The sequence below is a fragment of the Brucella intermedia LMG 3301 genome (assembly GCF_000182645.1).
Lineage (GTDB): Bacteria > Pseudomonadota > Alphaproteobacteria > Rhizobiales > Rhizobiaceae > Brucella > Brucella intermedia.
In genome coordinates, this window is sequence record NZ_ACQA01000002.1 from 1,633,215 (window position 1) to 1,656,936 (window position 23,722).

A 23,722-nucleotide genomic window follows, 5' to 3' on the forward strand; every position below is an offset into this window, starting at 1 on the left:
TTTCAGGAATTCGCCATGCTCGCCACCGATACAACGACACATTCTGCGCCGCCGTTTCTAGAGGTCAGAAACGTCAAGAAATCCTTTGGCGGCGTAAAAGCACTCAAAGACGTCAGCCTGACAATTGAGGCCGGACAAATCTACCATTTGATGGGAGAGAACGGTTGCGGCAAGAGCACGCTGATCAAAATCCTCTCAGGCGCACAGCCCGCCGATGAGGGGCAGATACTGATCGACGGCGAGGCGACCGGTGCAACGGCTGGCGATCTTGGCGCTATTGGAGCGCTTCGTGCAGGAATAGAAACTGTTTATCAGGATCTGTCGCTGCTACCCAATCTCTCAGTGGCAGAGAATGTAGCATTTACCGAACAACTCGTTGAAGCTTCCGGGCGTCTTGCCCGCCGGTTGAATATTTCGCTTCTGAACGAAACTGCGCGGCGGGCGCTTGCGGAAGTGCATTTGCCTACAGACAATGCGTTTCTTTCGCTCCGAACCGACACGCTGCCGCTGGCAACGCGCCAGTTGATCGCCATTGCGCGCGCGGTCGCTTCCGAGGCACGCCTTGTCATCATGGACGAGCCCACGACATCGTTGACCCGCCAGGAAGTTGAAAACCTGCTGCATGTGGTGGAACGCCTTCGCAGCAAGGGTGTGGCCGTGCTGTTCGTCACGCACAAACTCGATGAGTGCAAGTCTCTTGGTGGGCGTGCAATCATCATGCGCGACGGGCTGAAGGTTGCCGAGCTTGATGTCGCCTTGCACAGCAAGGCGGAGTTCAGTCATTGGATGACCGGTCGTGAAATCAGCGAAACACGCTATCGCACGGATCCGAAACTTGGCGAAGTCATGCTCGAAGTCGAAAAGCTTGGCGATGGCAAGGCATTTCGGGATGTTTCACTCAAGCTTAGAAAAGGTGAAATCCTCGGTATCACTGGCCTGCTGGATTCGGGCCGCAACGAGCTTGCGCTCGCTCTTGCTGGTGTCAAAACAGCAACAACCGGAAAGATGCGCTTGAACGGGCAGGAGATCGCACCGCAGTCGACGGCGCAAGCCATTGAATATGGGATCGGTTACGTGCCGGAAGACCGGCTGACTGAAGGTCTTTTCCTCGAGAAACCGATTCAGGACAACATTACCCTTCCGATCCTCGACCGGTTGCGCAATGCGCTTGGCGTGATTAGCGTCCGGCGTGCGCGTAGCGTCGCCGAGCAAAGCGTTGCCGACCTGCAGATCGTCGCGCCGGACGTAACCATACCGGTGCAGTCCCTGTCCGGAGGCAATCAGCAGCGCGTTCTGATCGGCCGATGGCTGACGATCAACCCTCAGCTTCTGATCCTGCATGGTCCGACGGTGGGGGTGGATGTAGGCTCGAAGGACACGATTTTCCGTATCATCCAGCGTCTGGCTGATGATGGTATGGGCGTCATTATCATCAGTGATGATTTACCGGAGCTTTTGCAGAACTGTGACCGCATTCTCGTCATGCGTCAGGGCCGTATCGTCGCTACGCACGCTGCCGAGGACCTGAGCGAAGATGCCATCTACCAATCCATGGCCAGCACGTCGAAGGAGGTGGCACAATGACTGAGATCGCATCTGCTTCGGTTTCGGATAAGGGTCGGGGCGGCATTGGCTCGCGTCTCTGGGATCTGCTGGGGCGCCGGCCAGAAATCTTCACACTGCTTCTGATTATCGTCACCTGTCTGGTGGTTATCGGTGCCAATCCTGATTTCCTTCAGATGAGCAATATCGTGGATATTCTACGCGCTTCCGTCGTGAGAGGATTGTTTGCGATGGGCGTGCTGGTCGTGCTCGCTTCCGGTGGGATCGACGTTTCATTCACGGCTATTGCAGCCTTTGTGATGTATGCTCTGACCATGCTGGTCACGAACTGGTTCCCTGAAATGCCGATGACGATCACCCTGATCCTTGCGGCTCTGGGCGGCGCGGCGTTTGGGGCTCTGAACGGCCTCCTCGTCCAGAAACTGCAAGCGCCCTCGCTGATCGTCACCATCGGAACGCAATATGTCATCCGCAGCTTTCTGCTGACCTTTGTCGGCACTGCGCTGTTCATGAATATTCCGGCGGCAATGGATGCTTTCGGCAAGGCCTCGCTCTTTACCCATCACGCATCGAACGGCGTCGTTTCAGTACTACCAGCCACGGTTCTGGTTCTCGTTGCCGCCGCGCTGGTAACATGGTTCATCCTTGAGCGGACGTTGATGGGACGGGCAATCTTCGCTGTCGGCGGCAATCCGGGCATAGCCGAACGACTTGGCATCAATCTCTTCCGCGTGCGTATTTTCGTCTTCGCCTATGCGGGGCTTCTGGCTGGTATTGCGGGCGTGGTTCACGTCTCAAGCAATCGTCTCGCCAATCCATTCGATCTTGCCGGTATGGAACTTGAAATCATCGCTGCTGTCGTGCTCGGCGGTGCGCGAATTACGGGTGGTTCCGGTTCGGTGATTGGAACACTGTTGGGGGTGCTTTTGATCACGATCGTCAGCAACGTTCTGATCTTCGTGGGAATTCCGAGCACGCTGCAGCTTGCCATTGTGGGCATTTTCATCCTGCTTGCCGGTACGATCTTCGCCTTGCGCAATCGCAGTTGAAATCAAATCGGCCGCGCTTTTCTGTCACAGCACAGGTGCGGCCTCACGTATTTTCTGGGAGGGTTTCATGTCACACGATGTGTCGGTCGTAGGGCTTTATATTCTTGATGTGCTCGGTCGACCGGTCGATGCAATTCCACCGGGCGGGAATGTCGAATTCATTGATGAAATTCGGTTGACCGTCGCGGGTACCGCTGGCGGTACGGTTGTCGATCTGGCCAAGCTTGGTCTCAACTGTCTGGCCGTCGGTGCCGTTGGAGACGACGAGAAAGCCGATTTCGTCATTGCGACGCTACAAAGGTTCGGTGTCGATACCGCGCAGATGCAACGTCTCAAAGGCGTGCCGACCTCAGCGAGCATCCTGAATATTCGCCACAACGGCGATCGTCCGGCTCTGCATGCACGCGGGGCATCGGACCATTTCGAGATTGCGGACAGTGCGCTGGATGCAGTGCTGGCGCCGCCGATCATCCATCTTGGCGGAACTGGTCTTCTGGCCAAGCTTGATGGCGAACCCAGCCGAAAGCTTCTTGCTGAAGCGAAGGCACGCGGAAGAACGACGACCTTCGATCTTCTCGGTGCAAATGATGGCACTCTCGACCTGATTGCTCCGCTTTTCCCGCATATCGACTATTTCATGCCTTCCATCGAGGAAGCGAAGCAGATTTCGGGTGCTGAGGATGTTGAGGGCGCAGGCGTCTTCTTTCTTGAGCGTGGCGTGAAGCATTGTGTATTCACGCTCGGCGGTGACGGCGTCTGTTTCATGGACGCATCAGGCCAAATCGTGCGCCAGCCTGCTTTCCAGATCGAAGTCGTGGATACCACCGGATGCGGCGATGCTTTCGATGCCGGTTTCATTGCGGCCTTGCATCACAAGATGGATTTGAAAGCGGCCTTGAACTTCGCTCAGGCGTCGGCCGCGCTCGTTGCAACAGGCCTCGGCTCGGATGCGGGTATTCGCTCCTTCGACGAGACGCTGGCGTTCATGAACACCGTGCCTGTCCGGCAATAGTTTAACAGAGGCGGGTGGGTTTAGAAGACCGCCCCGCCTTCTAATCAGCAAGGAGCCGTTCGGCAGCCTCCATATCGGTCACCAGATGCGTGGCATACCCGCCCGCCAGAACAGCGCGAATTGCTTCGACCTTTTGCGCGCCACCTGCAACGCACAACCTGTTCGGGACGCCACGCAGTTCATCAAGCTCGATGCCGATGACGCGCTGGTCGAGCTCGCGGACAATCTGCTTTCCGTCTCGATCAAGGAAGCGGCAGATCAGAACCGCCGCCGCCCCTTCACGTGCATAAGCGTCGATTTCGTCATTGCTGGTCACATCCGCAATGCGCATCGTGCTTTCGGCAGCAAGACCGCCGACGCCGAAAACAATCATGTCGGCCTGGCCGATCAGTTCGAACTGGCGCTGGAGTACAGGTTCGCCCATCAGCGCATCTCGTAGTTCAGCCGTGCTGAGCACGGCAGGGGCCAGCATGTTGATGCTGGTGGCGCCCATGTTGCGCGCCATGATGGAGGTGCAAAGCTCTGCGGAAAACTCCCGTTTGCCGATGGATGAGCCTGTGACCTGTACTATCGTGAGCCCTTCCATCGGCTGCGGCAGCGAAATTGCATCGGCAATGGCGAGTACCGTGCGTCCCCATGAGACGCAGATAGTCTCGCCGGGCTTCACCATACGCTCCATCAATCGCGCTCCGCCCGCGCCCAGCGCTTTCAGGCGAGCTTCGGCGGTGATTGATTTTTCGGATGGAATGACGAGTGCCTCCGCCAGCCCGAACCGCGTCGCCAATTTGCGAGCGATATGCGTGCGTGTCGCGATTTCAGGGTTCATCAGGATGCGCACGACACCTCTCTGCCTCGCCTCCTGCAGATAGTTGACGATGGTTGCGCGCGAAACACCGATCATTTGCGCGATTTCGTTCTGGGTCAGCTGGTTCTCGTAATAAAGCCAGGCTGCCCAGACAACGGCGTCATCGAACTCGGCCGGGATAGCATGCGTAGACGATGTTTGAGCGCCCGATGTCATACTCGTTTCCTGTTGTCTCTGTTGTTCCTGAGTTGCACAGAAAACCCTTTCGATCAACACGACAATCAATCGAGTTGACTAATGTCAGTTATTGGTGTCAATTGTATATGAGAGGAAGAGGAATCTCCACAAGTCTTTGTTGCGCCGTGGAAAATGCGAGGTTTTCCACGATGGCGCCTTTGTGTCTGCACTTCAATGCGCAGGCTTGCAGCTAAGGGAACGGCGGATGAAATCGAATTGGTCACAAGCGGATTTCGACAGGATTGTCGGTGTGTATGAACGGGCAGGCGTGAACCGCGATGTCGCGATCCGTACTTATACCACGCGTCTTCTCGGTTCCGAGCCCAAGCTGGTTTTGCACGGCGGCGGCAACACCTCGGTCAAGACCACGCTGATTGATCATGACGGCAGTGAAGTTTCCGTACTGTGCGTCAAGGGCAGTGGGTGGGACATGGGCAGGATTGAGCCGGCAGGTCTCCCCGCTCTGCATCTGGAACCGTTGAAAGCGATGGTGAACTACGAAACCTTGTCGGATGACGATATGGTCATGCTGCAACGCCGCTTGCTGCTCGATCCCGCAGCGCCCAATCCATCCGTGGAAGCCATCCTTCATGCGATCCTGCCATTCAAGCATGTCGACCACACGCACGCCAACGCGATCGTGGCGCTTACCAATCAGCCGCGGGGCGAAGAGATCATTCGGGAACTATTCCCGGAGATGATTATCGTGCCTTATGTCATGCCGGGCTTCGATCTTTCGAAGGCGTGTCTGAAGGCATTTTCCGCAAGGCCCGATGCACCCGGCATGATCTTGCTGAAGCACGGTATTTTCACCTGGTCGGAGGACCCGCGTGAAGCCTATGAAAATATGATTGCCGCGATTGACCGTGCTGAAAAGCGCATCGCGGAAGGCAGGTCACGCCCATTCGGAACGGCGAGCGCAGCACGATCGGCTAAAACCCTGGCCTCGGCGGAGGAAATCGCACCTCTATTGCGTGGAGCGATTGCACTCCCTGGCAGGGGAGAGGGACGGCCGCGCCGCTTCATTCTCGAGCACCGCTCTAATGACGATATTCTTGATTTTTGCGGTGCGCCGAACATCGCGGATCTGGTGCGGTGCGGGAATGCGACACCAGAACATGTCATTCATATCAAGCGCTATGGCGTGGCGCTGCCAAGGCCGGAAGCCGATAACTTTGAAGCGTGGACAGTCGGCGTAAAAGAGGCGGTGGCCGCCTATGCGGCCGACTACACGGCCTATTTCGAGCGTAACAATGCGCGTGTCGGCGGCGGCAAGAAGATGCTCGATCCGATGCCGCGCGTTTTCTATGTCGAGGGTGTGGGACTTTTTGCGGCTGGAAACACGCAGAAATCCGCTGGCGTCTGCGCGGACGTCGCCGAAGCGACGATTGAGGTCATTCGCGGTGCCGAAGGTATCGACCGTTTTGAAGCACTTTCCGAAGAAGACCTTTTTGACATCGAATACTGGTCACTGGAACAGGCAAAGCTTACCAAGCAGACCGAAAAGCCGCTCACTCGGCAGGTGGCGGTCGTGACAGGCGGAGCAGGCGGTCTCGGTCTGGCTATCGCGGAGCAACTGAAAAATCAGGGTGCGGAACTTGCGCTGATTGACATCGATGGGGAGCGTGTAGCCGCGGAAGCGAAGCGGCTGGGTGGCTTTGCCCTTGCATGTGACCTGACTGATCCCGTTGCGGCGGACAATGCACTTGCACAGATCGCCGCAAAATTTGGCGGGGTTGATATACTCGTCTCCAATGCGGGTGCAGCTTTTCAGGGCGCTTTGACCTCTGTCGATGACGATCTGTTCAAGGCTGCGTTCGATCTCAATTTCTGGAGCCATCATTATATTGCGCGGGCTGCGATCAAGGTCATGCAGAAGCAAGGCACCGGCGGTGCCATCGTGTTCAATGTCAGCAAGCAGGCCGTAAACCCGGGGCCTGATTTCGGCCCTTATGGCACATCGAAGGCGGCATTGATGGCACTGATGCGTCAATATTCCCTGGAGCATGCCGCTGATGGCATTACGGTAAACGCGGTCAATCCAGATCGAATACGCACGGGCCTGATGACCGACGAAATGGTCGATGAGCGTGCGCGGGCACGTGGTGTGACCCCGGAAGTCTATATGCGCGGCAATTTGCTGAAGCGTGAAGTCTCTGGCGAGGACGTTGCCGAGGCGGTTCTGCATCTGGTGCAGGCACGCGCATCCACTGGCGCTGTCATAACCGTTGATGGCGGCAACGTGGCGGCGATGATGAGGTAAACAGGTGCCAGTCGGGGTCCCGCCCGTTTCACCCTAAGCTTGATAGTTCGTTGTGATCGGGCGGTGTTAGGGAACCTTCTCGCCTGTTACGCCACTCCACGACAGTCATCATCCAGATGTGGAATATCAGAACATAGGTGAGTGACCCTCAAGGTGCGCTGAAGAACCCGATGGAATTACGGCTCCCAAAGCTAGGAACCGCCAATTGGGTTTTCCAGTCGCCAGGCACCCTGCATAGGCTTTCTGAGCAGGTTCCCCTGCTAGTACTAAGCCAATAAATTACATTTACCTAATATTTCAATCATAAGTCATAAACAATAATCAGTTAGTAATTTTACGATTAACCAAAACATGCGTTCTAACTTGTTCCGGTAATACTTGATGCGTATAACCACGCTGGTTGATTCAGTTTCGTTAAGGGGAGGCAATCATTACTTTTGGTTGCATTTTTCTCCCTGCACGGCACTTATTTTTTAAGGCGCCGCTGGTGCGAGGAGAAAGCATGTCTGGCAGTTATTCAATCTGGAAATCTTCCCGTCGAATGTTGGCGCGCGGCGTTGCTGTAGCGCTTGTGACTGCAGGTCTTATCCTGCCTCAGGCTGCTTATGCATGCACCAGTTTCATTCTTCCGACAAAAGACGGCAGTTTCGTTTACGGGCGCACGATGGAGTTGGGTTTTAATATCGATTCCAAAATGATCATGATCCCGCGCAACTTCAAAATGACTTCGCAGCTTTCGGCCGATACCGCAGGGAAGACGTGGAATGCCAAGTATGCGGCTGTAGGCATGAACGCCTTTGGCCTCCCGGCACTGATCGATGGCATGAACGAAAAAGGTCTTGCGGGTGGCATCCTCTATTTCCCGGATTTTGCGCAGTATCCTGATCCGTCCTCTGTAAAGCCGGAAAACAGCCTCGCCCATGGGATTTCCTGAGCTGGGCGCTGGGCAATTTCTCGACAGTGGCAGAAGTGAAAGCTGCGCTCGAAACGGTAGCCGTCGTGGGCGTCAAGCAGTCTGATATGGGCTTCGTCCCACCGGTCCATTACACGCTGCACGACACAACCGGCGCGTCGATAGTGATTGAACCGGTCGATGGCAAGCTGAAGGTCTATGACAATCCGCTAAGTGTCTTGACCAACGCGCCTACATTCGACTGGCATATGACAAATCTGCGCAACTACGTGAATCTGTCGCCAAAGAATGTCAAGGCGCTGAAAATCAACAATGAAACCATCAAGCAGCTGGGCGAGGGATCTGGCATGCTCGGCGTACCGGGCGATATGACGCCACCGTCGCGCTTTGTTCGTGCCAGCGCCAATCTTCTATCGGCTCGCAGCGTAGGAAGCGGCATCGAGAGCGTGCGCCTGGCGGAACACATTTTGAACAGTTTCGATATCCCGATCGGCCTTGTTCAGGGCGAAGCGGGTGAGGAAGACAAGCCTGTTGATTATACGCAGTTGTCGACGGTCGCCGACATGAAGAATGACGTGTACTACGTCAAGACCTATGAGGAACAAATCCTGCGGGGAGTTTCCCTCAAGGACCTCGACCTTGATGTCAAGGAACTTCTGACGATCAAGATTCCGACAGCAGTGGAGTCACTGCCGGTCTTGAAACAGAAATAAGGAAAAAGGAGCGGCGCGAGCCGCTCTTTTGCTTCACGCGCGGTTAATTTTCTTCGAGCCGCGATCAGACGTCAGTTCTTTGTCTTTGGAACTTGTGCACCGACGCCGGTGGGATATTGCGGAACGAGCGGCCAATCTCTTCCGTTTTGAGTCCGAGTGCAGAGAGCAGTTCTGTATGGACGGGACAACGCATGGCGTAGGTGAACTGATAGAATGAACCGAGCTGCGCGAGATAGTGGAAGCTCCCCCGCAAGACCGCTTCCACCTGCACTTTATCCATCGCCAATAGGCCGAGACCGCTGACGATGTTCTTGCAGGACCCCGGCGGTAAAAGGTCGAGCGCGGCGAGTTGTGTCGCGTCGGCCTGAATGACAGTTGAACGCGGAAAGCGTTTGCGTAACATACTCACAAAATCCGGATTGAATTCGATCAGTATCAGATCGCGGGGATCGACGCCTCGTTTGAGCAGAGCATAAGTGAATACGCCCGTTCCAGGGCCCAATTCGATGACGGGGCCGGTGCCCGGGCTGATTTCGCGCGTGATCAACCGGGCAAGAGACGGCCCGGACGGTGCTATTGCGGCAGTTAGCAGCGGATTGCGCAACCATGCAGCAAAGAAGGGAACGAAATCTGCAATTGGCATTCGGCGGCTCCTCGTGAAAACTGTTCTCCGATTCGTCCGGCAGAACCGCTGCAATTTCGAAGCTTCACCTGTCAAAGACCTGTCGTCCGGGTCGCGTGTAATCGTAAAATAGGCCGGGGCTTCGGGAACCGTTGGCCGATGCCAGCCTGATGCCAGACACGATGGGTACACCGAGCAAATGCGAGCAGGAAAAGGCACGGCAGATGCGAATTCTGGTGGTTGAGGATGAACGCGAACTGGCGTCGATGTTGGAACAGGTTCTAACGTCGCAAAACATGGTGGCGGACACTGTCGCTACCTGTGCTGAAGCCGAACATATGCTCGCGGAAGATTGCTACGATGCCGTCATTCTGGACCGCCGTCTGCCCGACGGGGATGGATTGTCCGTGCTGCGAAGATTGCGCGGCCGCGGCAGTGCGACTGGAAGGGCAGTCAAACAAGTTTCATGCGGTAGATATTGTCTCCGCTGCCCGGCAGGTGATTTCGGATATGGCGCCGCTCGCATTCGCTGCTGGACACGACGTGGTTTTCGATAACGATGCCGAAGTCATTAACGTCCGTGGTGATCGTCAGGCGATAGAGCGTGCCATTACCAATCTGTTTCAGAACGCGATTGATCATGGAGATAAGCAAGGGACGATTGCAATAAGCGTTCTGAGGCCAGCCGTGATTGAAGTTGCTGACGAGGGCAAAGGTATTCCTTCGGATATGAGAAGGAGCATCTTTGAGCCCTTTAGTCGCCTTGATGACCAAGGCCCCGGGGCGGGCCTTGGGCTTAATCTTGTCCAACAGATCATGGCGCTTCATGAGGGAACCATTGAAGTGGGTGAAGCCAGCTCGGGCGGCGCACGCATGAGGCTGGTCTTTCCTCAAACTGTTTCATCTTCAAACCGGTAGGCGATCTGCGGCAGGCCTGTTAATTATTGCCCTTGCGCGTAATCAGGTTCGCTCCAATTTTCCAGAAAGCGATTTTTGTGTTGCTGCGTCGGCTGCCGCATCCTTCGTTAATTGCGGGATCGGCGGGAATCCGAAACCCAAACGGGGGAAAGGGAACTCCGCCACGATCAAGCCAATACGCATTCAGATCCGGCAGCTTTCTTTTTCGCCGTTTCGAGGTGCGGTGATTGATGACATGGTTGGAGTTGCTGACTGCAATCAGATAGGAAGTGGCGCCGTGCGCTATCAAACCTTTCAGCACGAGCATGATCGAATCTTTCGGTCGCAAACCGCCGAGATCACGGGTTGCGGAAATTACCGCGCGTTTGGCGTCTGCACGGGCCGACCCTTGCAATCCGCCGACGATCAGACTGTATGATTGGCCCGGACGACGCACGAACACGAAGCTCGCCATGCAGAGAAGTGCGTCATCTGTCGCGTCCACCAGGCGCACCGTAAACGCGCCTTCGTGCCGACTGCCGCAATGATCGGAAAGCAGCAATTGGAGGTGATACGCGCGTTCCCGGCCACAAATCGTCCCAAGCTCGATCTTTTCGCCTCGCCAGAGCGCTTGCAATACGTGTGGGCACAATAACTGCCGTGCCAGTTCGAAATGCTGGGTGAGAATGTTGAACCGGGTTTTCCACGCCATCCGATGCACGAGGAATGACGAGAGGGATTTGCGGATAAGATCGTCGTGAGGCGGAGCGAAGGTGTGCTGCTCGGTGTATTCACCGAGAAATCTAAGCCAGCGAAGAGTGAGTCTAGGCGACAGACTGCTTCTAAGCATGAAAGCCAGAGTTTTGCGGAACTTCAGTCGCGAAACAATGCTGACCGTCTGCCGCAACATCGAATGGGAAGCAGCCAGATGCTTCAGGGGCACATTCTGGTTGCTTGGCTCGGCACTATGATGGGGTTGGCCTGGTTCAGGCCTTCTTGTGGCGGACGTCGAATGGGAAAGTTGTTCAGCCAGCATGATCATTGTCCGTTACGGCGGGTAGGATGCGTGCCGGAATTTTCGTCAGCTTTGTCAAGGTTCGATGGAGAATTGTCGTGTGCTCGGCGAGCGTAAAACCGCATGCCGAATTGCTTTACGCCGTTGTCGATCGCCCTCGCCTGGCTGGAAATTCGTCGCCAGAGCCACATCATCAGGCACAGGACCAGCCCCCAGGCGACTATGACATCGGACAGGAAATGAGCGCCGAAGATAACCCTGTTGAAGGAAACGAAGAACAGGATCGGAACTGCGACCACAGTTCCGACGGATCGCCATTGCAAGGGAACGAAGACGATAAGCGACAGGGTTGCGGCGGCTACCGCGGCCTCGCCCGAGGGAAAGGAGCAACTGTGCCTGCAAGCGGCCGCATATTGCCATACGGGCGTAAAATCGGCGGTTCCACCGAATTCGACGATTTCGCGCGGACGAGCTCTTCCAATGGTGTTCTTCAGAAACTGTACTGTGACGAGCGGACCGACTAAAAAACTCAGCAGTACGAACAGGGCTTTATGCGGCGGGCAGAAGGAGAATTTGCGCGGCAAGAAGGCATACAAGCCCGTTGAGAGTAGCATCAAAGGCAAAAGGTAGATCAAGCCCTGCCGGTTTATATCGCGCACAGCTTTCAAAAACGGATTCTCAGACAATGGAAACCCATGGCCGTCCGCAAAAACGCGCGAGATGGTGAGGTCGACCGACGGAAACACCACGAGGATGAAGCTTGCAGCAAGAATAGAGCGAACCACAAACTGCGTCTGGCGGGACGCAGACTTGTAATGTTCGGGAACGCTGGCTGCCGAATGAGAATCGCTTGAGCCAAGGATAGTTTCCTGCATGTCGACACCTCGAAAGAGTTGAACGACCGCGATTTGAAGGCCGATTATCAAGACTCTGCGAAGATCGAACCGGCAAAGTGTCTAAAACCGATCTTCGGATGGCGCGCATATTGTTTGGAAATTGCACGTTGAGGATTTGCCGGTCATAGTCCGCGCAGATTTTACCGGGATTATTATCAACGACCTATATCTGGAGCCGCCAGTGGACAACAGTCTCGTTCTTATTGTGGAGGATGAGCCGGAAATTGCGCAAATCCTGGATGCCTATCTCGTGCGGGAGGGCTATCGCACGGTGCGGGCCGCCGATGGCGAAACGGCGCTGCAACATCACGCGCTGCTGTCGCCGGATATCGTTCTGCTCGATGTTCGCATTCCCAAGCTTGATGGTTTTGCCGTGCTTGCACGTCTGCGACAAACCAAAAACACGCCGGTCATCATGGTGACCGCGCTGGCCGAAGACATAGACCGGCTCAGCGGACTTCGCCTCGGTGCGGACGATTATGTCGTCAAACCCTTCAATCCGCAGGAGGTTGTAGCTCGCGTCAAGGCGGTGCTCCGCCGTACAAAAGGCGATCAGCAGGAGACGCTCCGCCGCTTCGGGGCGATTGAAGTGGATTTCAATGCCTACTCGGCTTTCGTCAATTGTAACGGAGAACGGATTGCCCTCCAATTAACACTCAGCGAATTCAGAATTCTTGCTTACATGGTGCGACGTCCCACGCACGCCTTCGACCGTGCCGATATTCTCGATGCCTGCCTGCCGGAAAGCGACGCGCTGGTCCGCACGGTGGATACGCACATATCCAATCTGCGAAAGAAGCTCGAAGCACTTGGGCAGAAGGATTTCTTCCCCGCCGTCCGTGGCATCGGTTATCGCTTGGCAGACCCCAAATGAAGCTACCCACGCTCCCTCTTGCCACGCTGACTGCCATCATAATTGCTGCCATGCTGGTGCTCAGTGTCGGACTGGCCTATCTGGGGGTGACCTCTTATGCCGCTTATCTGGAAGAGGGCGTAGTAAAGAGCCTGCCCGCCAATGCGGCGCAGGCTTACCGCGATATGAATTCCGGCATCGTTCCGGAACCTGCCGCGATCAGGGAACTGTTCGACCATCTTGATGGTCTTTCTGATCCGGTCGACTTTCAGCTCTACTTGTCCGTGCTTGTCTGCGGTCTGTTTTCGGCGCTTATTTGCAGTGTCATCGGAATATATCTGGCGCGACGGATCGCTCGGCCTCTGGAGCAGCTGACGCAGGTAGCGGAGGGGCTAAAATCGGGGGACTTTACCGTCCGGCTGGCGGAATCTCATACGAGCACGGTGGAGGTCAAGAGCCTTATCGAAAGCTTCAATGCATTGGCAACCAGCCTTGAAACTATGGAAGAACGTCTGCGCTTCAACAATATGGCTGTAGCACATGAGTTGCGCACACCACTGACCATATTGCGTGGCTCCATGCAGGGCATGGTGGACGGCGTATTTCCGATGGACACGAAGACGGTGGCGAGCCTTTTGCTGCAGGTGGAGGGGTTGTCCCGTCTTGTCGAGGATCTGCGAACGCTGTCGCTGGCGATAGGACAAAAACTCGTCATGGACCGCGAGCGCTTTGAAGTGGCGGAACTGGTGGACGCCGTAATCGATTCAGCCAAGCCGATGCTCGAAGCAAGCAAGCTTACTGTCGAAAAGGAATTGTCGCCAAGGACAGCGATAGCCGATCGCCAGCGTATTCGGCAGGCCATACTCGCGCTTCTGGAAAATGCCTGCCGTTATGCTGCCGGTGGCGGAGTGTTGCGATGCCAGACTGAACTGACCACTGATGGCTTCATCGCCATACGCGTCCTGGATCGAGGTCCCGGCTTTCCTGAAAATATGGGCGACATAAACGTCAATCCCTTCTGGCGAGGGGACGCGTCTCGTTCGCGGGCCACCGGAGGAACCGGACTGGGCCTTTCGGTTGTGCAGGCGATAGCGGCAGCCCATGGTGGAAAGCTCGAACTCCAAAACCGGCCTGGCGGGGGCGCCATCGTATCCATTCTTATTCCTGGGGACTCTGCAGAGCGTTGCTCCTGATTGCCGCAGCGCACCTCAGAGGGCTTGGCGCGCGCTTCGCACAAAGGGGGTTGTTTTCCAAACCCTGCTCGCCGAATCCTCAACGCCATCAAATTCTCGAAAAGTTCGCAGTCACGTCGGAACTGGAGGGGCTGCCCGAGCACGTGCGGCGCAGCGCTTTACCACGGACGACAAACTGGCCCTGTTGGCGGCTCATGAACCATGCGCAAATTCCGCGAACAGCGAGGATAAAGACCGCTATTATTACGATAATGAGCAGTTCCATAAGGTTATCTACGCCGCCAGTCATTGGGGCTTCCTTGCCGAACAATGCCTCATGCTGCACATATGCCTGCGACCTTAACGGCGCTTACAATTGCGCATCCATAATCGTATGCGTACTTCAATTCAGGAACACACTGAAATCCTTGATGCTATCGTTGCAGGCGACGCCTCTGCCGCTCGTGAACTGCTTCGCAATCATGTCGCAATTCAAGGCGACCGCTTCAATGATCTGATGTCAACAATAGCAAGTGCATTTAGTCGGAAAGAGTAATCTTCGGAGATGAACTGGGAGTCCTGCTTAGACCTTTTACAGGGTGATGAGTTTGATCGCTGTCGCAGTTACTCAGTGCGAAAGAGTGACATATCATCGCAATCGCCCGCCTGATTGGTCTGAAGACCGGGAAGGGCAGTTTGATCTAGTCATTCATTTGGTAGCATGCTCGGGAAGAATGGCAATATTTCATGCAACGACCTGATGAGACTCATTCTCCCGTTTTCGGCGCGACTTCCCATCGAAAGGCGGGTCACGCTATGCCGTCATAGAATAGCTATCAGGGCCTCGGCTGCGTCTCCGTCTATAATCAGGCCGTTCACGATCCCGCTCTTGAGCAGTGCTTTGGCGGCAACGGCCTTCTCCTGCCCGGCGATGAGCAGGACCACCTGAACCTTCTTCAAGTCGGCGAAGCTCAGAGCAATGGTCCGCTGGTTCATCTCGTGTTCGACCTGCTGCCCGTTCTCGTCAAAGAAGATGCCGTTGGTGTCGCCGATGGCGCCGGCAGCACGCAGGCTTTCCAGTTCGGATTTGCTCAACATGTTCTGGCGGCGCAGCAGCGAATCCTCTGTCAGTTCACCGGCACTGATGAAGCAGACGGAAGCGGTACGGGCAATTTCCAGCGCGCGTGCCACAGAGCGTTGGGAGATGAGAACTTTTCGATCTTCGGCGGAATCGGCGATGAAGGGTACAGGAAGGAAGAAGCCTTGTCCGCCTGTCCGCCGCGCCAGCATATGCACAACTTCGAACGGATTATAGGCGGAGTTTGCGGTCAGCGATCCCATCACGGAAATGAAGCGCGCCTGCGGTGCACGTACACCAGCAAGTTGCAGCGTCATCTGTTCTATGGTTCGCCCCCAGCCGGTGCCGATTGTTGCATCCTCATGATCGGCCAGAAAGCTTTTCAGATAGGTGGCGGCTGCAACACCGACAGCTCGGAATGATACCTGTTTGCGGATTTCAGAGGCAGTGTCGTCATCGGATTGAAAGCCAAATGGCGGTGTTGAAATACAAAAATCCAGACCGTACTGACGCATCAGCTCATTTTCCACGGGCAATGTGCCAGCGTTCTGATGGTCGATGGAGATGCTGACGAGACCGCTTTCGCGGGCTTCGCCCAGTATCTTGTTTACACGGGCCCGGGTCAGGCCGAGACGGGATGCTGTCGCCTCCTGGTTGAATCCTCCAACATAGTAGAGCCACGCCACGCGCACCATGAGGCTGTCTTCGGATTCGCTCATCTGTCTCTCTTTCGATTTTTCATTCACCAAATTACAAATGTATTTCTATTTGACATTTGTAATTTGGTGACGCTTAATACCAATCGTTCCGGCGGACAAGAGCGCGAAAGGGCAGTGAGGTCAATCGGAAACGAAACTGGCGCAAGGCGACGGAATGGTGGTTCTGGAGGAGCAGAAACAGGCATTCGCCGATGCGACAGAAGGGGAGAACGGCGGAGCGCCGATGGCGCTTTTCGCGATGGTCACGGTCCAGTTCGACGTCAAGCGAACTGAATGTGCCTGCAAGCAGCAATCAAAGTCGGATGTGGAGCCAACCACATGGCTTTTGGGAGGAAAAAATGGGTTCTGGATTTTTCAAGAAAGCAGTGGCTGTCACGGCCCTTGCCATGCTTATGGGCACGGCAAGCGCTTCAGCTACAAATGTAGCCTGGGTGCATTCCAACGCTGCTGCGCAGTCCGAGCAGCGCGCAAAGGCGGGCTTTGATGCCTGGCTCAAGGAGACGAACAAGGACTGGAGCATAAGCGTGCTTGATAGCGGTGGCTCCGGTGAGCGCACGGCGTCGAACATTCAGGATGCGGCCTCGCGCGGGGTGGATGCGATCATCGTCAGCATGTCGGATTTGCGCGCTTCACGCGCTGCCATCGATTCCGCTGTTGCGGCCAAGATTCCGGTTTTCGCTATCGATAGCGGCCAGGTCGACGGTGTGGTGGTGGATGTGACCACCAATAACTGGGCAATGTCGGCCGATGTGTCGCCCTTTTTGCTCAATGAGATGGGCGGCAAGGGCAATCTTGTCTTCCTGCGTATGGCTGAGCACCATGGCACGCGCAAGCGCGGCGACGTGATGGAGACCGTGCTGAAGGAATACCCGGAAGTAAAGGTAATCGCTGAGCATAATATCGACTACACGGCGTTCTTCGAAGACACGACCAAGACCATGCAGGACTATGCATCGCGCTTTGGCGAGGAGATCAATGCGGTCTGGGCCCCATGGGATGAGCCTGCACAGGCCGCGATCAACGCGCTGAATGCCGCTGGTCTGAAGAATGTCAAAGTGATTGGCATTGACGGCCATCCGCAGGCCATCGAAGAAGTTTGCAAGCCTGACAGCCTGATGATCGCGACGGTCTCGCAGCCATTCGAAAAGATGGGTGCGCAGACTGGCGAATGGATCGAGAGCATAGTGGTCAAGAAGGATGACGCCGCGAAGGTCATTCCGTCGAAGACCGTTTATCTCGATGCGCCTCTCGTCACCAAGCAGAACTGCAAGGACTTCCTCCCGAAGAAGTAGGCAAGCCCCCAACGTTGCCTGCATCTGGCCGGAGCGTGATCGTTCCGCGCTCCGGCCCCTTTTGGAATAGATTGAATTCATGGGAGTTCTCCGATGGCGGTAAGCCTGTCGCAGATCGTTATGTCCTATCCCGGAACGCTGGCACTGGATCAGGTGAGCGCTGAGTTTCGGTTTGATGAGGTGCATGGACTGATCGGAGAAAACGGCGCGGGAAAGACCACTCTGGTCAGCATTCTTGGCGGTAGCAAAAGCCCGACATCCGGCACAATCACCATTGATGGTGCGCCGGTGAAGCTGACAAGCGCCGGGGATGCGCTGCGCAAAGGCATCGCGCATGTATCGCAGGAGGGCAGTCTCGTGCCCGGGGTGACCGGCGCAGAGAATATTCTGCTTGGCGACGAGCCCCGGCTTGGGCTCGGTGTCATTGATAAGCGCAAACTGCTGTCGCGTGCCTGCGAACTGCTCAGGCGCTGGTTTCCGCAAGTTTCCATCGATCTCGACCAGCAGGTCGACATGCTGCCGATGGCTGACCAGAAGATCATCGAGATTGTTCGCGCACTGCGTGGCGATGTCCGGCTGCTCATCCTTGACGAGCCCACGGCCACCTTGCCTGCACGCGAAAAGGAAAGCCTCTGGGAGATTATCAGGACTTTGCCGCAGCAAGGGGTTGGCATCGTGTTGATCAGCCATTTCCTCTCGGAAATAAAAGCACTGAGCGATAGAATTACGGTCCTGCGCGACGGCCGACATGTTGCGACGCTTCGGGCTGCTGAAGCGAGCGAAGCCGGGCTGATTGATCTGATGCTGCAACGCACTGGCGGAAAAACGGCGATGGCGTCGGAGAGCAGCCAAAATCGCAGTTTCGGCCCCGTGGTTCTGGAAGTGAGTGACTGGCGTGCAGGCAATGTCGAAGTTGACAAATTTTCCATCCGTGCCGGTGAAATCGTCGGCCTGATCGGTTTGACCGGTGCCGGCCATTTTGGCTTCGCTCGTTCGCTCTATGCGGGGAGTGGTGTCACCAGCGGCAGCTGCCGTTTTCGGGGCGACGCCATCGCCCGGATCGATGCGCGTTCCATGCAGAAAAAAGGTGTCGCTCTGGTCCCCGATCACCGCATGGAATACTCGCTGATCGGCGATTGGGATGTGCGTGAAAACCTTGCTATGGTGCATCCGTCATTTGCGGCCATGGGCGGCACGGGCGTGCTGTCGATGCGCCGTGAAGCGCAGGAAGCCGACCGCACCATGCAGCTTTTGAACGTGAAGGCGCATTCGCGCAATCAGTTCGTGAAGGACCTGAGCGGCGGCAACAAGCAGAAGGTTTCTATCGGCAAGTGGCTGTACGGCGCAGACGACCACTACCGGCTGATGATTTTCATCGAACCCACCGAGGGTGTCGACATTGGGGCCAAGCGTGAAATTCATGCTCAGATGCGCCGGCTCGCCGACAAGGGCGTGGCAATTCTGGTCACTTCGTCCGACCTGCTGGAAATTGCTGACGTGGCAGACCGCGTCATCCCCTTCGTGAACGGTTCTACGGGTGCTGAAATTCCGCGTGAGGCCTTTTCCGAAGCGAAGTTCATTGCCGCAATGGCAGGAGTTATCCAATGAATACACAAAACCCCGCCGTTGCCCCACGATCGTCGCGTCACGCGCAGAGCTTTGGCAAGAAGCTTAAGGGTGAATGGCTGCTGAAATATTCAACGCTCTTCGTGTTGCTCCTGCTGTTCGTGGGCTTTTCGCTGACAGTGGACCGCTTTCTGACGGCCAACAATCTGCTCAACATCCTCCAGCAGATTGCCATGCTCACCATCGTCGGCGCGGGCCTGACCTTCGGCTTCGCCGCGCGCGAAATGGACCTTTCGGTCGGCTATATGGTCGGCATGGCCGGTATTGTGGTGCCGCTGCTGCTGGTTGCGGGCACGCCTTTGCCATTGGCGTTGCTGGCCGGATTGGGGGCAGGATTTGTCGTCGGTGCCGTCAATGCGGCGCTCGTCACCCTGGTCGGCGTACCCTCATTGATTGCGACGCTGGCAGTAGGCTCCATTCTATATGGGATCAACTTTCTGATGACGGGCGGACGCGCGATCTATGGCGGGCTTCCGGCCAGCTATCTCTGGCTGGGACAGGGGCAGCTCTTTGGTGTTCCCGTGCTTGCCTATGCCATGGTCGTCGTGGTGTTCGTCGCCTGGTTCCTGATGGAGCGCACGGTCTTCGGTCGTTACATTTACGCTGTGGGCGGCAACCTCAAGGCTGCGGAGCTGTCTGGCGTGAACGGTCGCTTCTATCGCGCCGCCGCCCTGATCGTCTGCTCGATTTTCGCAGCCGTTGCAGGGGCGCTTCTGGCAGCGCGCCTCGGCTCCGGCCAGCCGAATGCCGGCGAGCGCTATCTCCTCGACGGTTTAGCTACGGTATTCATCGGCATGACCATGTTCCGTCCCGGTACGGCGACGGTTGCCGGAACTTTCTTCGGCGCGCTGTTTATCGGCGTCATCAATAACGGCCTCAATCTGATTGGCATGGATACGTATATCCAGAGCATCGTGAAGGGCCTCATCATTCTCGTCGCGGTCGCGGTTGTCTCGCGTACCACCAAACTAAAGCTCCTGTGAGGGCATTGAACCGGACATCATGAAACATTTGCAACAGACAGGTCTGTCGGAGGCGCACGTGCAAAATCCGAGTAACTCCAATCTTCTCGAACTCTATCGAACGATGCGCCGCATCCGCACCTTTGAAGAACGCGTCGGCGAACTCTTCGTGCGCGGCCAGACGGCAGGTTCGATGCTTCACCTTTCCATTGGCGAAGAAGCCGCTGCCGCCGGTGTGTGCGCCGCCATGCAGCCACAGGACACATTTACGACGCATCATCGCGGCCATGGCATCTTTCTCGCCCGCGGCGCCGATCCCAGGCAGATGATGGCCGAAATCGGCGGCAAGGAAACCGGCTATTGCCATGGCAAGGGCGGCTCCATGCACATTGCCGACATGGCACTCGGTCATCTTGGGGCCAACGCTATCGTAGGCGGCGGTATCCCATCTGTTGTCGGGGCAGGCCTGTCGAGCAAATACCTGAAGAAAAATTCCGTTTCGCTCGCATTCTTTGGCGACGGCGCGATGCAGCAGGGCATTCTCTATGAGAGCATGAACATGGCCGCCCTGTGGGGCCTGCCGGTGGTCTTTGTCTGCATCAACAACCAGTACGGCATGGGAACGCGCGTCGATCAGGCGACCGCCAACACCGCCTTTGATCAGCGGGCCCACGCATTCGGCCTCAACGGAAGGGTTGTCGATGGCATTGATGTCGAGGAGGTCAAGCACGCTGCCCAGGGATTGATCGATGATGCGCGGCTCGGCAAGCCGGGCTTCCTGTCTGTCACCTGCTATCGGTTCTTTGGTCATGCGCGCATGGATAAGAGCCCATACCGCGCAGAGGCGGAAGAACTCGAAGGTCGCAAGAAAGATCCTGTAAAATTCACGCGCGACCAGCTCTTATCCTCCGGTTTCGCGCAGGAAGCCTCACTTGACGCCATGGATAGCGACATTGCTGCCGAGATGGACGCCACCATCGACTTCACCGTCGAATCCAAGGCGCCGCCGCTCACTTCCATGTTCAAGGATGTTTATGCGGTAGGGGAGCCCGAGCCCGAACCTGTCCGCACCCGTATCGACCGCATACTTTCCAAGGATGAAGCATAATGGTTGCCATGACTTACCGCGACGCGCTGCGCAAAGCGCTGGATGACGCCATGGCGGAAGACAACACCATCGTCGTGATCGGCGAGGAGGTCGGGCGCTATGGTGGTGCCTATGGCGTTACGAAGGACCTTATCGGAAAGTACGGTCCTGAACGCCTGATCGATACGCCCATATCCGAACCGGCTATTGTTGGTACGGCGGTCGGGGCTGCGATGACGGGGCTGCGGCCAGTTGCCGAGCTGATGTATATCGATTTTCTCGGCATGACGATGGACCAGCTTGCCAATCAGGCAGCAAAGATACGCTACATGTTCGGTGGGCAGATCGGCGTGCCGATGGTGCTGCGCACCCAGGGCGGTACCGGACGCTCCGCCGGTGCCCAGCATTCCCAGAGCCTTGAGGCATGGATAATGCATACGCCAGGTCTGCGCCTTGCCATGCCCGCCACAGTCCAGGATGCCTATCATCTGCTGCGCCAAAGCCTGACGAAGCCTGATCCCGTGGTCTTCATCGAGCACAAGGCGCTTTACACCCGCAAGGAAGAAGTCGATCTCGACGCCGAGCCGCTTGAATGGGGCAAGGCTGCGGTGCGCCGCACCGGCAAGGATCTCGTTATCATCACCTATTCGCGCCAGCTTCATTATGCACTCGATGCCGCCGAGAAACTTTCCGCGAAGGGCATCGAAGCGACGGTCGTCGATCTTCGGACGCTTAACCCGCTCGATTTCGACACAGTGCGTGAACATGTCGAGCGTGTCGGCAAGGCAATGGTGGTTTCCGAAGGTGTCATGACTGCAGGCGTTGCGGCCGAGCTGGCCGCTCGCATTACCGAGGAATGTTTCGACTATCTCGAACAGCCCGTTGTACGTGTCGCCGGTGAAGATATTCCGATTTCGGTTTCGCAGGAGTTGGAAACCGGAAGCGTTCCGACGCCCGATTTCATTCGTTCCGTTGCCGAGAAGATGCTGTCATGACCGAACGGATTCTCAAAATGCCACGCCTTGGCGAGACAATGGAGGAAGGCAGGATCGTCGGCTTCCTCGTCAAGCCGGGGGACAGTTTCAAGCGCGGGGATTCCATAATAGAAATCGAAACGGACAAGACCGTGGCTGAGTTTCCCGCCTTGGGTGACGGTACGTTGAACGAATGGATCGGAGCTATTGGCGATCAGGTCATGGTTGGTGCGCCATTGGCGCGTATCGATATCGGCGATGGTCCCGACTGGACGGATGAAGGTGGCGAAAGCGCGCCTTCTCCTGAAGAACCGGCTGCGTTGCACCCCGCACGCGCAGCCGGTTCGCAGAACGAACGCGTTGTCACCGATCTCGCTATGCCGCGTCTTGGTGAAACGATGGCAGAAGGCCGTATCGTTCGCTGGCTGAAGAACGCAGGCGAGAGCTTCGAGCGCGGCGAGGCCGTGCTTGAGATCGAGACAGACAAAACCGTTGCGGAGTTTCCGGCACTGGCGAGTGGAACGCTTGTCGATATCTTGCGCGAGGAAGGCGAGATGGTCACGGTTGGCGAGACCATAGCCCGTATCGAAGTGGCCGCTGCAGTTGCGGCAACGCCTGAAGTGGCGGTGCACAAGGCTGAACCCATTCGGCCTGAAGCCAAAGCGTTAGCCGCCAGACAGATGACTCCGGCAAGAGAGGGCGAGCGGGTCCGGGCCACGCCGCTTGCTCGCAAGGTTGCCCGCCAGAATGGCATCGACATCAATTCGCTTTCGGGTAGCGGACGCCGGGGGCGGATCGAGAAAGAAGACGTGCTGGCGGCGTCGAGCAATTCGAATTCAAACAGCGCTGTGCACTTTGCCGATCTGGCGAATGGCCGTGTCGCCTATCTGGATCAGGGTCCCCAAAATGCCCGCACAATCCTGTTGCTGCACGGTTTCTCTGGTGACCGGACGACCTGGACCGGTATTGCATCGGGTCTGCGCCGGGCGAATTTCAGGGTAATTGCGCCCGATCTTCCTGCTCACGGACTGACGACCATCAATGCGACGAATGCGGATGAACTCAGCGCATTCCTGCCCGCATTCCTCGACGCTCTGGGCATTGCCGAGGTGGATGTCGTTGCGCATTCTCTTGGAGCCGTCGTAGCTGCACAATTTGCAGCTGTGCATGTGAGCCGTGTTTCGAGCTTGACGCTGATCGCTCCTGCCGGCCTCGGTTCTGACGTGGACGTCGGATTCATTTCCGGCATGGCCCATTTAACAACGGCAGGCGAGGTCAGCCATCTGCTGCGTCGTATCGTTGCCAAGCCCGCAGAGCTTTCGCCGGAACTGGCGGCGAAGTTTGCTAAAACCATGGCCCAAGGGCGTCTCAAGGCGCTGGCAGCAGCCATTGTGGCCCCTACAGGGCAAAAGATCGATATTGTTCCGGGACTGGAAAAGCTTTCCCGCGCGAAACCGGTACGTGTTCTGGTCGGTCTTCTGGATCGCATCATTCCATGGCAACAGGCGACGACACTTCCGCCTTCCATTGCGGTGCATTTTCTCGGCCAGTCCGGCCATATGCCGCAATGGGATCAGGCCAAGGACGTTCTCGATCTGATTTTGAGTTCCATCGGAGGTTCCCATGACTGAGGACGTCAGGCTTCGTCTCAAGGAAGCGCAGGCTCAGCTCGGCGCTTTTGCGAAAGCTGCGCCCGAATTGATGACTGGCTTCGCCAAGGTCAGCAAAACCGCAACCGCTGCCGGCGCGTTTTCGTCCGGCCAGCGCGAATTGATCGCTGTCGGTATTGCCGTCGTGAAGGGATGCGAAGATTGCATCCTTTACCACGTGGATGCAGCGATCCGGCATGGAGCAAGCGAGCAGGAACTGATCGAGGCGCTTGAGGTAGCCGTTGAAATGGGCGGCGGACCGGCTGTCATGTATGCGGGCAAGGCGCTGGAAGTGTTTCGGAGCCTGAGTTGAAACATGCGCGAT

The 23,722-nt window shown here is 56.6% G+C and carries 20 protein-coding genes and 2 pseudogenes; 17 read left to right on the forward strand and 5 right to left on the reverse strand.

The window, feature by feature from the left end:
* Positions 1–15 precede the first annotated feature (15 nt).
* The 3 genes from OINT_RS20070 to OINT_RS20080 all read left to right on the forward strand — a co-directional run bounded on the left by OINT_RS20070 (position 16) and on the right by OINT_RS20080 (position 3,624).
* Positions 16–1,584, forward strand: coding sequence for a sugar ABC transporter ATP-binding protein (locus tag OINT_RS20070; protein ID WP_006469742.1), 1,569 nt, complete (start codon positions 16–18; stop codon positions 1,582–1,584).
* Entirely contained in the window at positions 1,581–2,612 is a 1,032-nt protein-coding gene (locus tag OINT_RS20075; protein ID WP_006469743.1) for an ABC transporter permease, read from the forward strand. The genes OINT_RS20070 and OINT_RS20075 overlap by 4 nt, the downstream gene beginning before the upstream one ends.
* A gap of 67 nt (positions 2,613–2,679) precedes the next feature.
* Complete coding sequence (locus OINT_RS20080; RefSeq protein ID WP_006471930.1) at positions 2,680–3,624, forward strand: carbohydrate kinase family protein; 945 nt, start codon at positions 2,680–2,682, stop codon at positions 3,622–3,624.
* Between the two features lie 40 nt (positions 3,625–3,664).
* On the opposite strand, the gene OINT_RS20085 is transcribed toward OINT_RS20080, so the two are convergent.
* Positions 3,665–4,645, reverse strand: coding sequence for a sugar-binding transcriptional regulator (locus OINT_RS20085; protein ID WP_006471929.1), 981 nt, complete (start codon positions 4,643–4,645; stop codon positions 3,665–3,667).
* Positions 4,646–4,871: 226 nt separating this feature from the next.
* Here OINT_RS20085 and OINT_RS20090 point away from each other — a divergent pair, with 226 nt between their 5' ends.
* A complete protein-coding gene (locus OINT_RS20090) occupies positions 4,872–6,929 on the forward strand; it encodes a bifunctional aldolase/short-chain dehydrogenase (RefSeq protein WP_006471928.1) in 2,058 nt (685 codons plus the stop codon).
* A gap of 502 nt (positions 6,930–7,431) precedes the next feature.
* Positions 7,432–8,555: pseudogene (locus OINT_RS20095) on the forward strand (linear amide C-N hydrolase).
* 64 nt (positions 8,556–8,619) lie between these two features.
* On the opposite strand, the gene OINT_RS20100 reads toward OINT_RS20095, so the two are convergent.
* A complete protein-coding gene (locus OINT_RS20100; protein ID WP_006471927.1) occupies positions 8,620–9,198 on the reverse strand; it encodes a class I SAM-dependent methyltransferase in 579 nt (192 codons plus the stop codon).
* Positions 9,199–9,443: 245 nt separating this feature from the next.
* Between OINT_RS20100 and OINT_RS24470 the strand changes: the two genes are divergently transcribed.
* Both OINT_RS24470 and OINT_RS23205 read left to right on the forward strand, forming a co-directional pair.
* Entirely contained in the window at positions 9,444–9,734 is a 291-nt protein-coding gene (locus OINT_RS24470) for a response regulator (RefSeq protein WP_376748986.1), read from the forward strand.
* A complete protein-coding gene (locus tag OINT_RS23205) occupies positions 9,688–10,095 on the forward strand; it encodes a sensor histidine kinase (RefSeq protein ID WP_157808512.1) in 408 nt (135 codons plus the stop codon). Before OINT_RS24470 ends, OINT_RS23205 begins: the two co-directional genes overlap by 47 nt.
* A gap of 19 nt (positions 10,096–10,114) precedes the next feature.
* Here the strand turns inward: OINT_RS23205 and OINT_RS20110 are convergent, their stop codons facing one another.
* Together OINT_RS20110 and OINT_RS20115 are read right to left on the reverse strand one after the other, a co-directional pair.
* A complete protein-coding gene (locus OINT_RS20110; RefSeq protein WP_157796387.1) occupies positions 10,115–11,110 on the reverse strand; it encodes a DUF535 family protein in 996 nt (331 codons plus the stop codon).
* Positions 11,111–11,112: 2 nt separating this feature from the next.
* Positions 11,113–11,874, reverse strand: coding sequence for a phosphatase PAP2 family protein (locus OINT_RS20115; protein WP_206740736.1), 762 nt, complete (start codon positions 11,872–11,874; stop codon positions 11,113–11,115).
* Positions 11,875–12,166: 292 nt separating this feature from the next.
* Between OINT_RS20115 and OINT_RS20120 the strand changes: the two genes are divergently transcribed.
* The 3 genes and pseudogenes from OINT_RS20120 to OINT_RS24395 all read left to right on the forward strand — a co-directional run bounded on the left by OINT_RS20120 (position 12,167) and on the right by OINT_RS24395 (position 14,566).
* Complete coding sequence (locus OINT_RS20120; protein WP_036565313.1) at positions 12,167–12,859, forward strand: response regulator; 693 nt, start codon at positions 12,167–12,169, stop codon at positions 12,857–12,859.
* Positions 12,856–14,031, forward strand: a complete 1,176-nt coding sequence (locus tag OINT_RS20125; RefSeq protein WP_006469754.1) for an ATP-binding protein — start codon at positions 12,856–12,858, stop codon at positions 14,029–14,031. The genes OINT_RS20120 and OINT_RS20125 overlap by 4 nt, the downstream gene beginning before the upstream one ends.
* A pseudogene (locus OINT_RS24395) lies at positions 13,940–14,566 on the forward strand (GntR family transcriptional regulator). Before OINT_RS20125 ends, OINT_RS24395 begins: the two are co-directional and overlap by 92 nt.
* Before the next feature lie 266 nt (positions 14,567–14,832).
* Here OINT_RS24395 and OINT_RS20135 read toward each other — a convergent pair.
* Positions 14,833–15,807 carry a sugar-binding transcriptional regulator gene (locus OINT_RS20135; RefSeq protein WP_006471919.1) on the reverse strand — a complete coding sequence of 325 codons (975 nt, stop codon included), beginning with the start codon at positions 15,805–15,807 and terminating at the stop codon, positions 14,833–14,835.
* 338 nt (positions 15,808–16,145) lie between these two features.
* On the opposite strand from OINT_RS20135, the gene OINT_RS20145 reads away from it, so the two are divergent.
* The 7 genes from OINT_RS20145 (at position 16,146) to OINT_RS20175 (ending at position 23,710) form a co-directional block, all read left to right on the forward strand.
* The gene (locus OINT_RS20145) at positions 16,146–17,099 is read left to right on the forward strand and encodes a sugar ABC transporter substrate-binding protein (protein ID WP_022568402.1); all 954 of its coding nucleotides are present in this window, start codon (positions 16,146–16,148) and stop codon (positions 17,097–17,099) included.
* A gap of 93 nt (positions 17,100–17,192) precedes the next feature.
* Complete coding sequence (locus tag OINT_RS20150) at positions 17,193–18,707, forward strand: sugar ABC transporter ATP-binding protein (protein WP_006469760.1); 1,515 nt, start codon at positions 17,193–17,195, stop codon at positions 18,705–18,707.
* Entirely contained in the window at positions 18,704–19,708 is a 1,005-nt protein-coding gene (locus tag OINT_RS20155; RefSeq protein ID WP_006469761.1) for an ABC transporter permease, read from the forward strand. Before OINT_RS20150 ends, OINT_RS20155 begins: the two co-directional genes overlap by 4 nt.
* Positions 19,709–19,766: 58 nt before the next feature.
* The gene (locus OINT_RS20160) at positions 19,767–20,795 is read left to right on the forward strand and encodes a thiamine pyrophosphate-dependent dehydrogenase E1 component subunit alpha (RefSeq protein WP_085979586.1); all 1,029 of its coding nucleotides are present in this window, start codon (positions 19,767–19,769) and stop codon (positions 20,793–20,795) included.
* Positions 20,795–21,769, forward strand: coding sequence for an alpha-ketoacid dehydrogenase subunit beta (locus OINT_RS20165; RefSeq protein WP_006469763.1), 975 nt, complete (start codon positions 20,795–20,797; stop codon positions 21,767–21,769). Before OINT_RS20160 ends, OINT_RS20165 begins: the two co-directional genes overlap by 1 nt.
* Positions 21,766–23,379, forward strand: a complete 1,614-nt coding sequence (locus tag OINT_RS20170) for an acetoin dehydrogenase dihydrolipoyllysine-residue acetyltransferase subunit (RefSeq protein ID WP_006469764.1) — start codon at positions 21,766–21,768, stop codon at positions 23,377–23,379. The genes OINT_RS20165 and OINT_RS20170 overlap by 4 nt, the downstream gene beginning before the upstream one ends.
* The gene (locus OINT_RS20175; protein WP_006469765.1) at positions 23,372–23,710 is read left to right on the forward strand and encodes a carboxymuconolactone decarboxylase family protein; all 339 of its coding nucleotides are present in this window, start codon (positions 23,372–23,374) and stop codon (positions 23,708–23,710) included. The genes OINT_RS20170 and OINT_RS20175 overlap by 8 nt, the downstream gene beginning before the upstream one ends.
* The last annotated feature ends 12 nt before the right edge of the window (positions 23,711–23,722 follow it).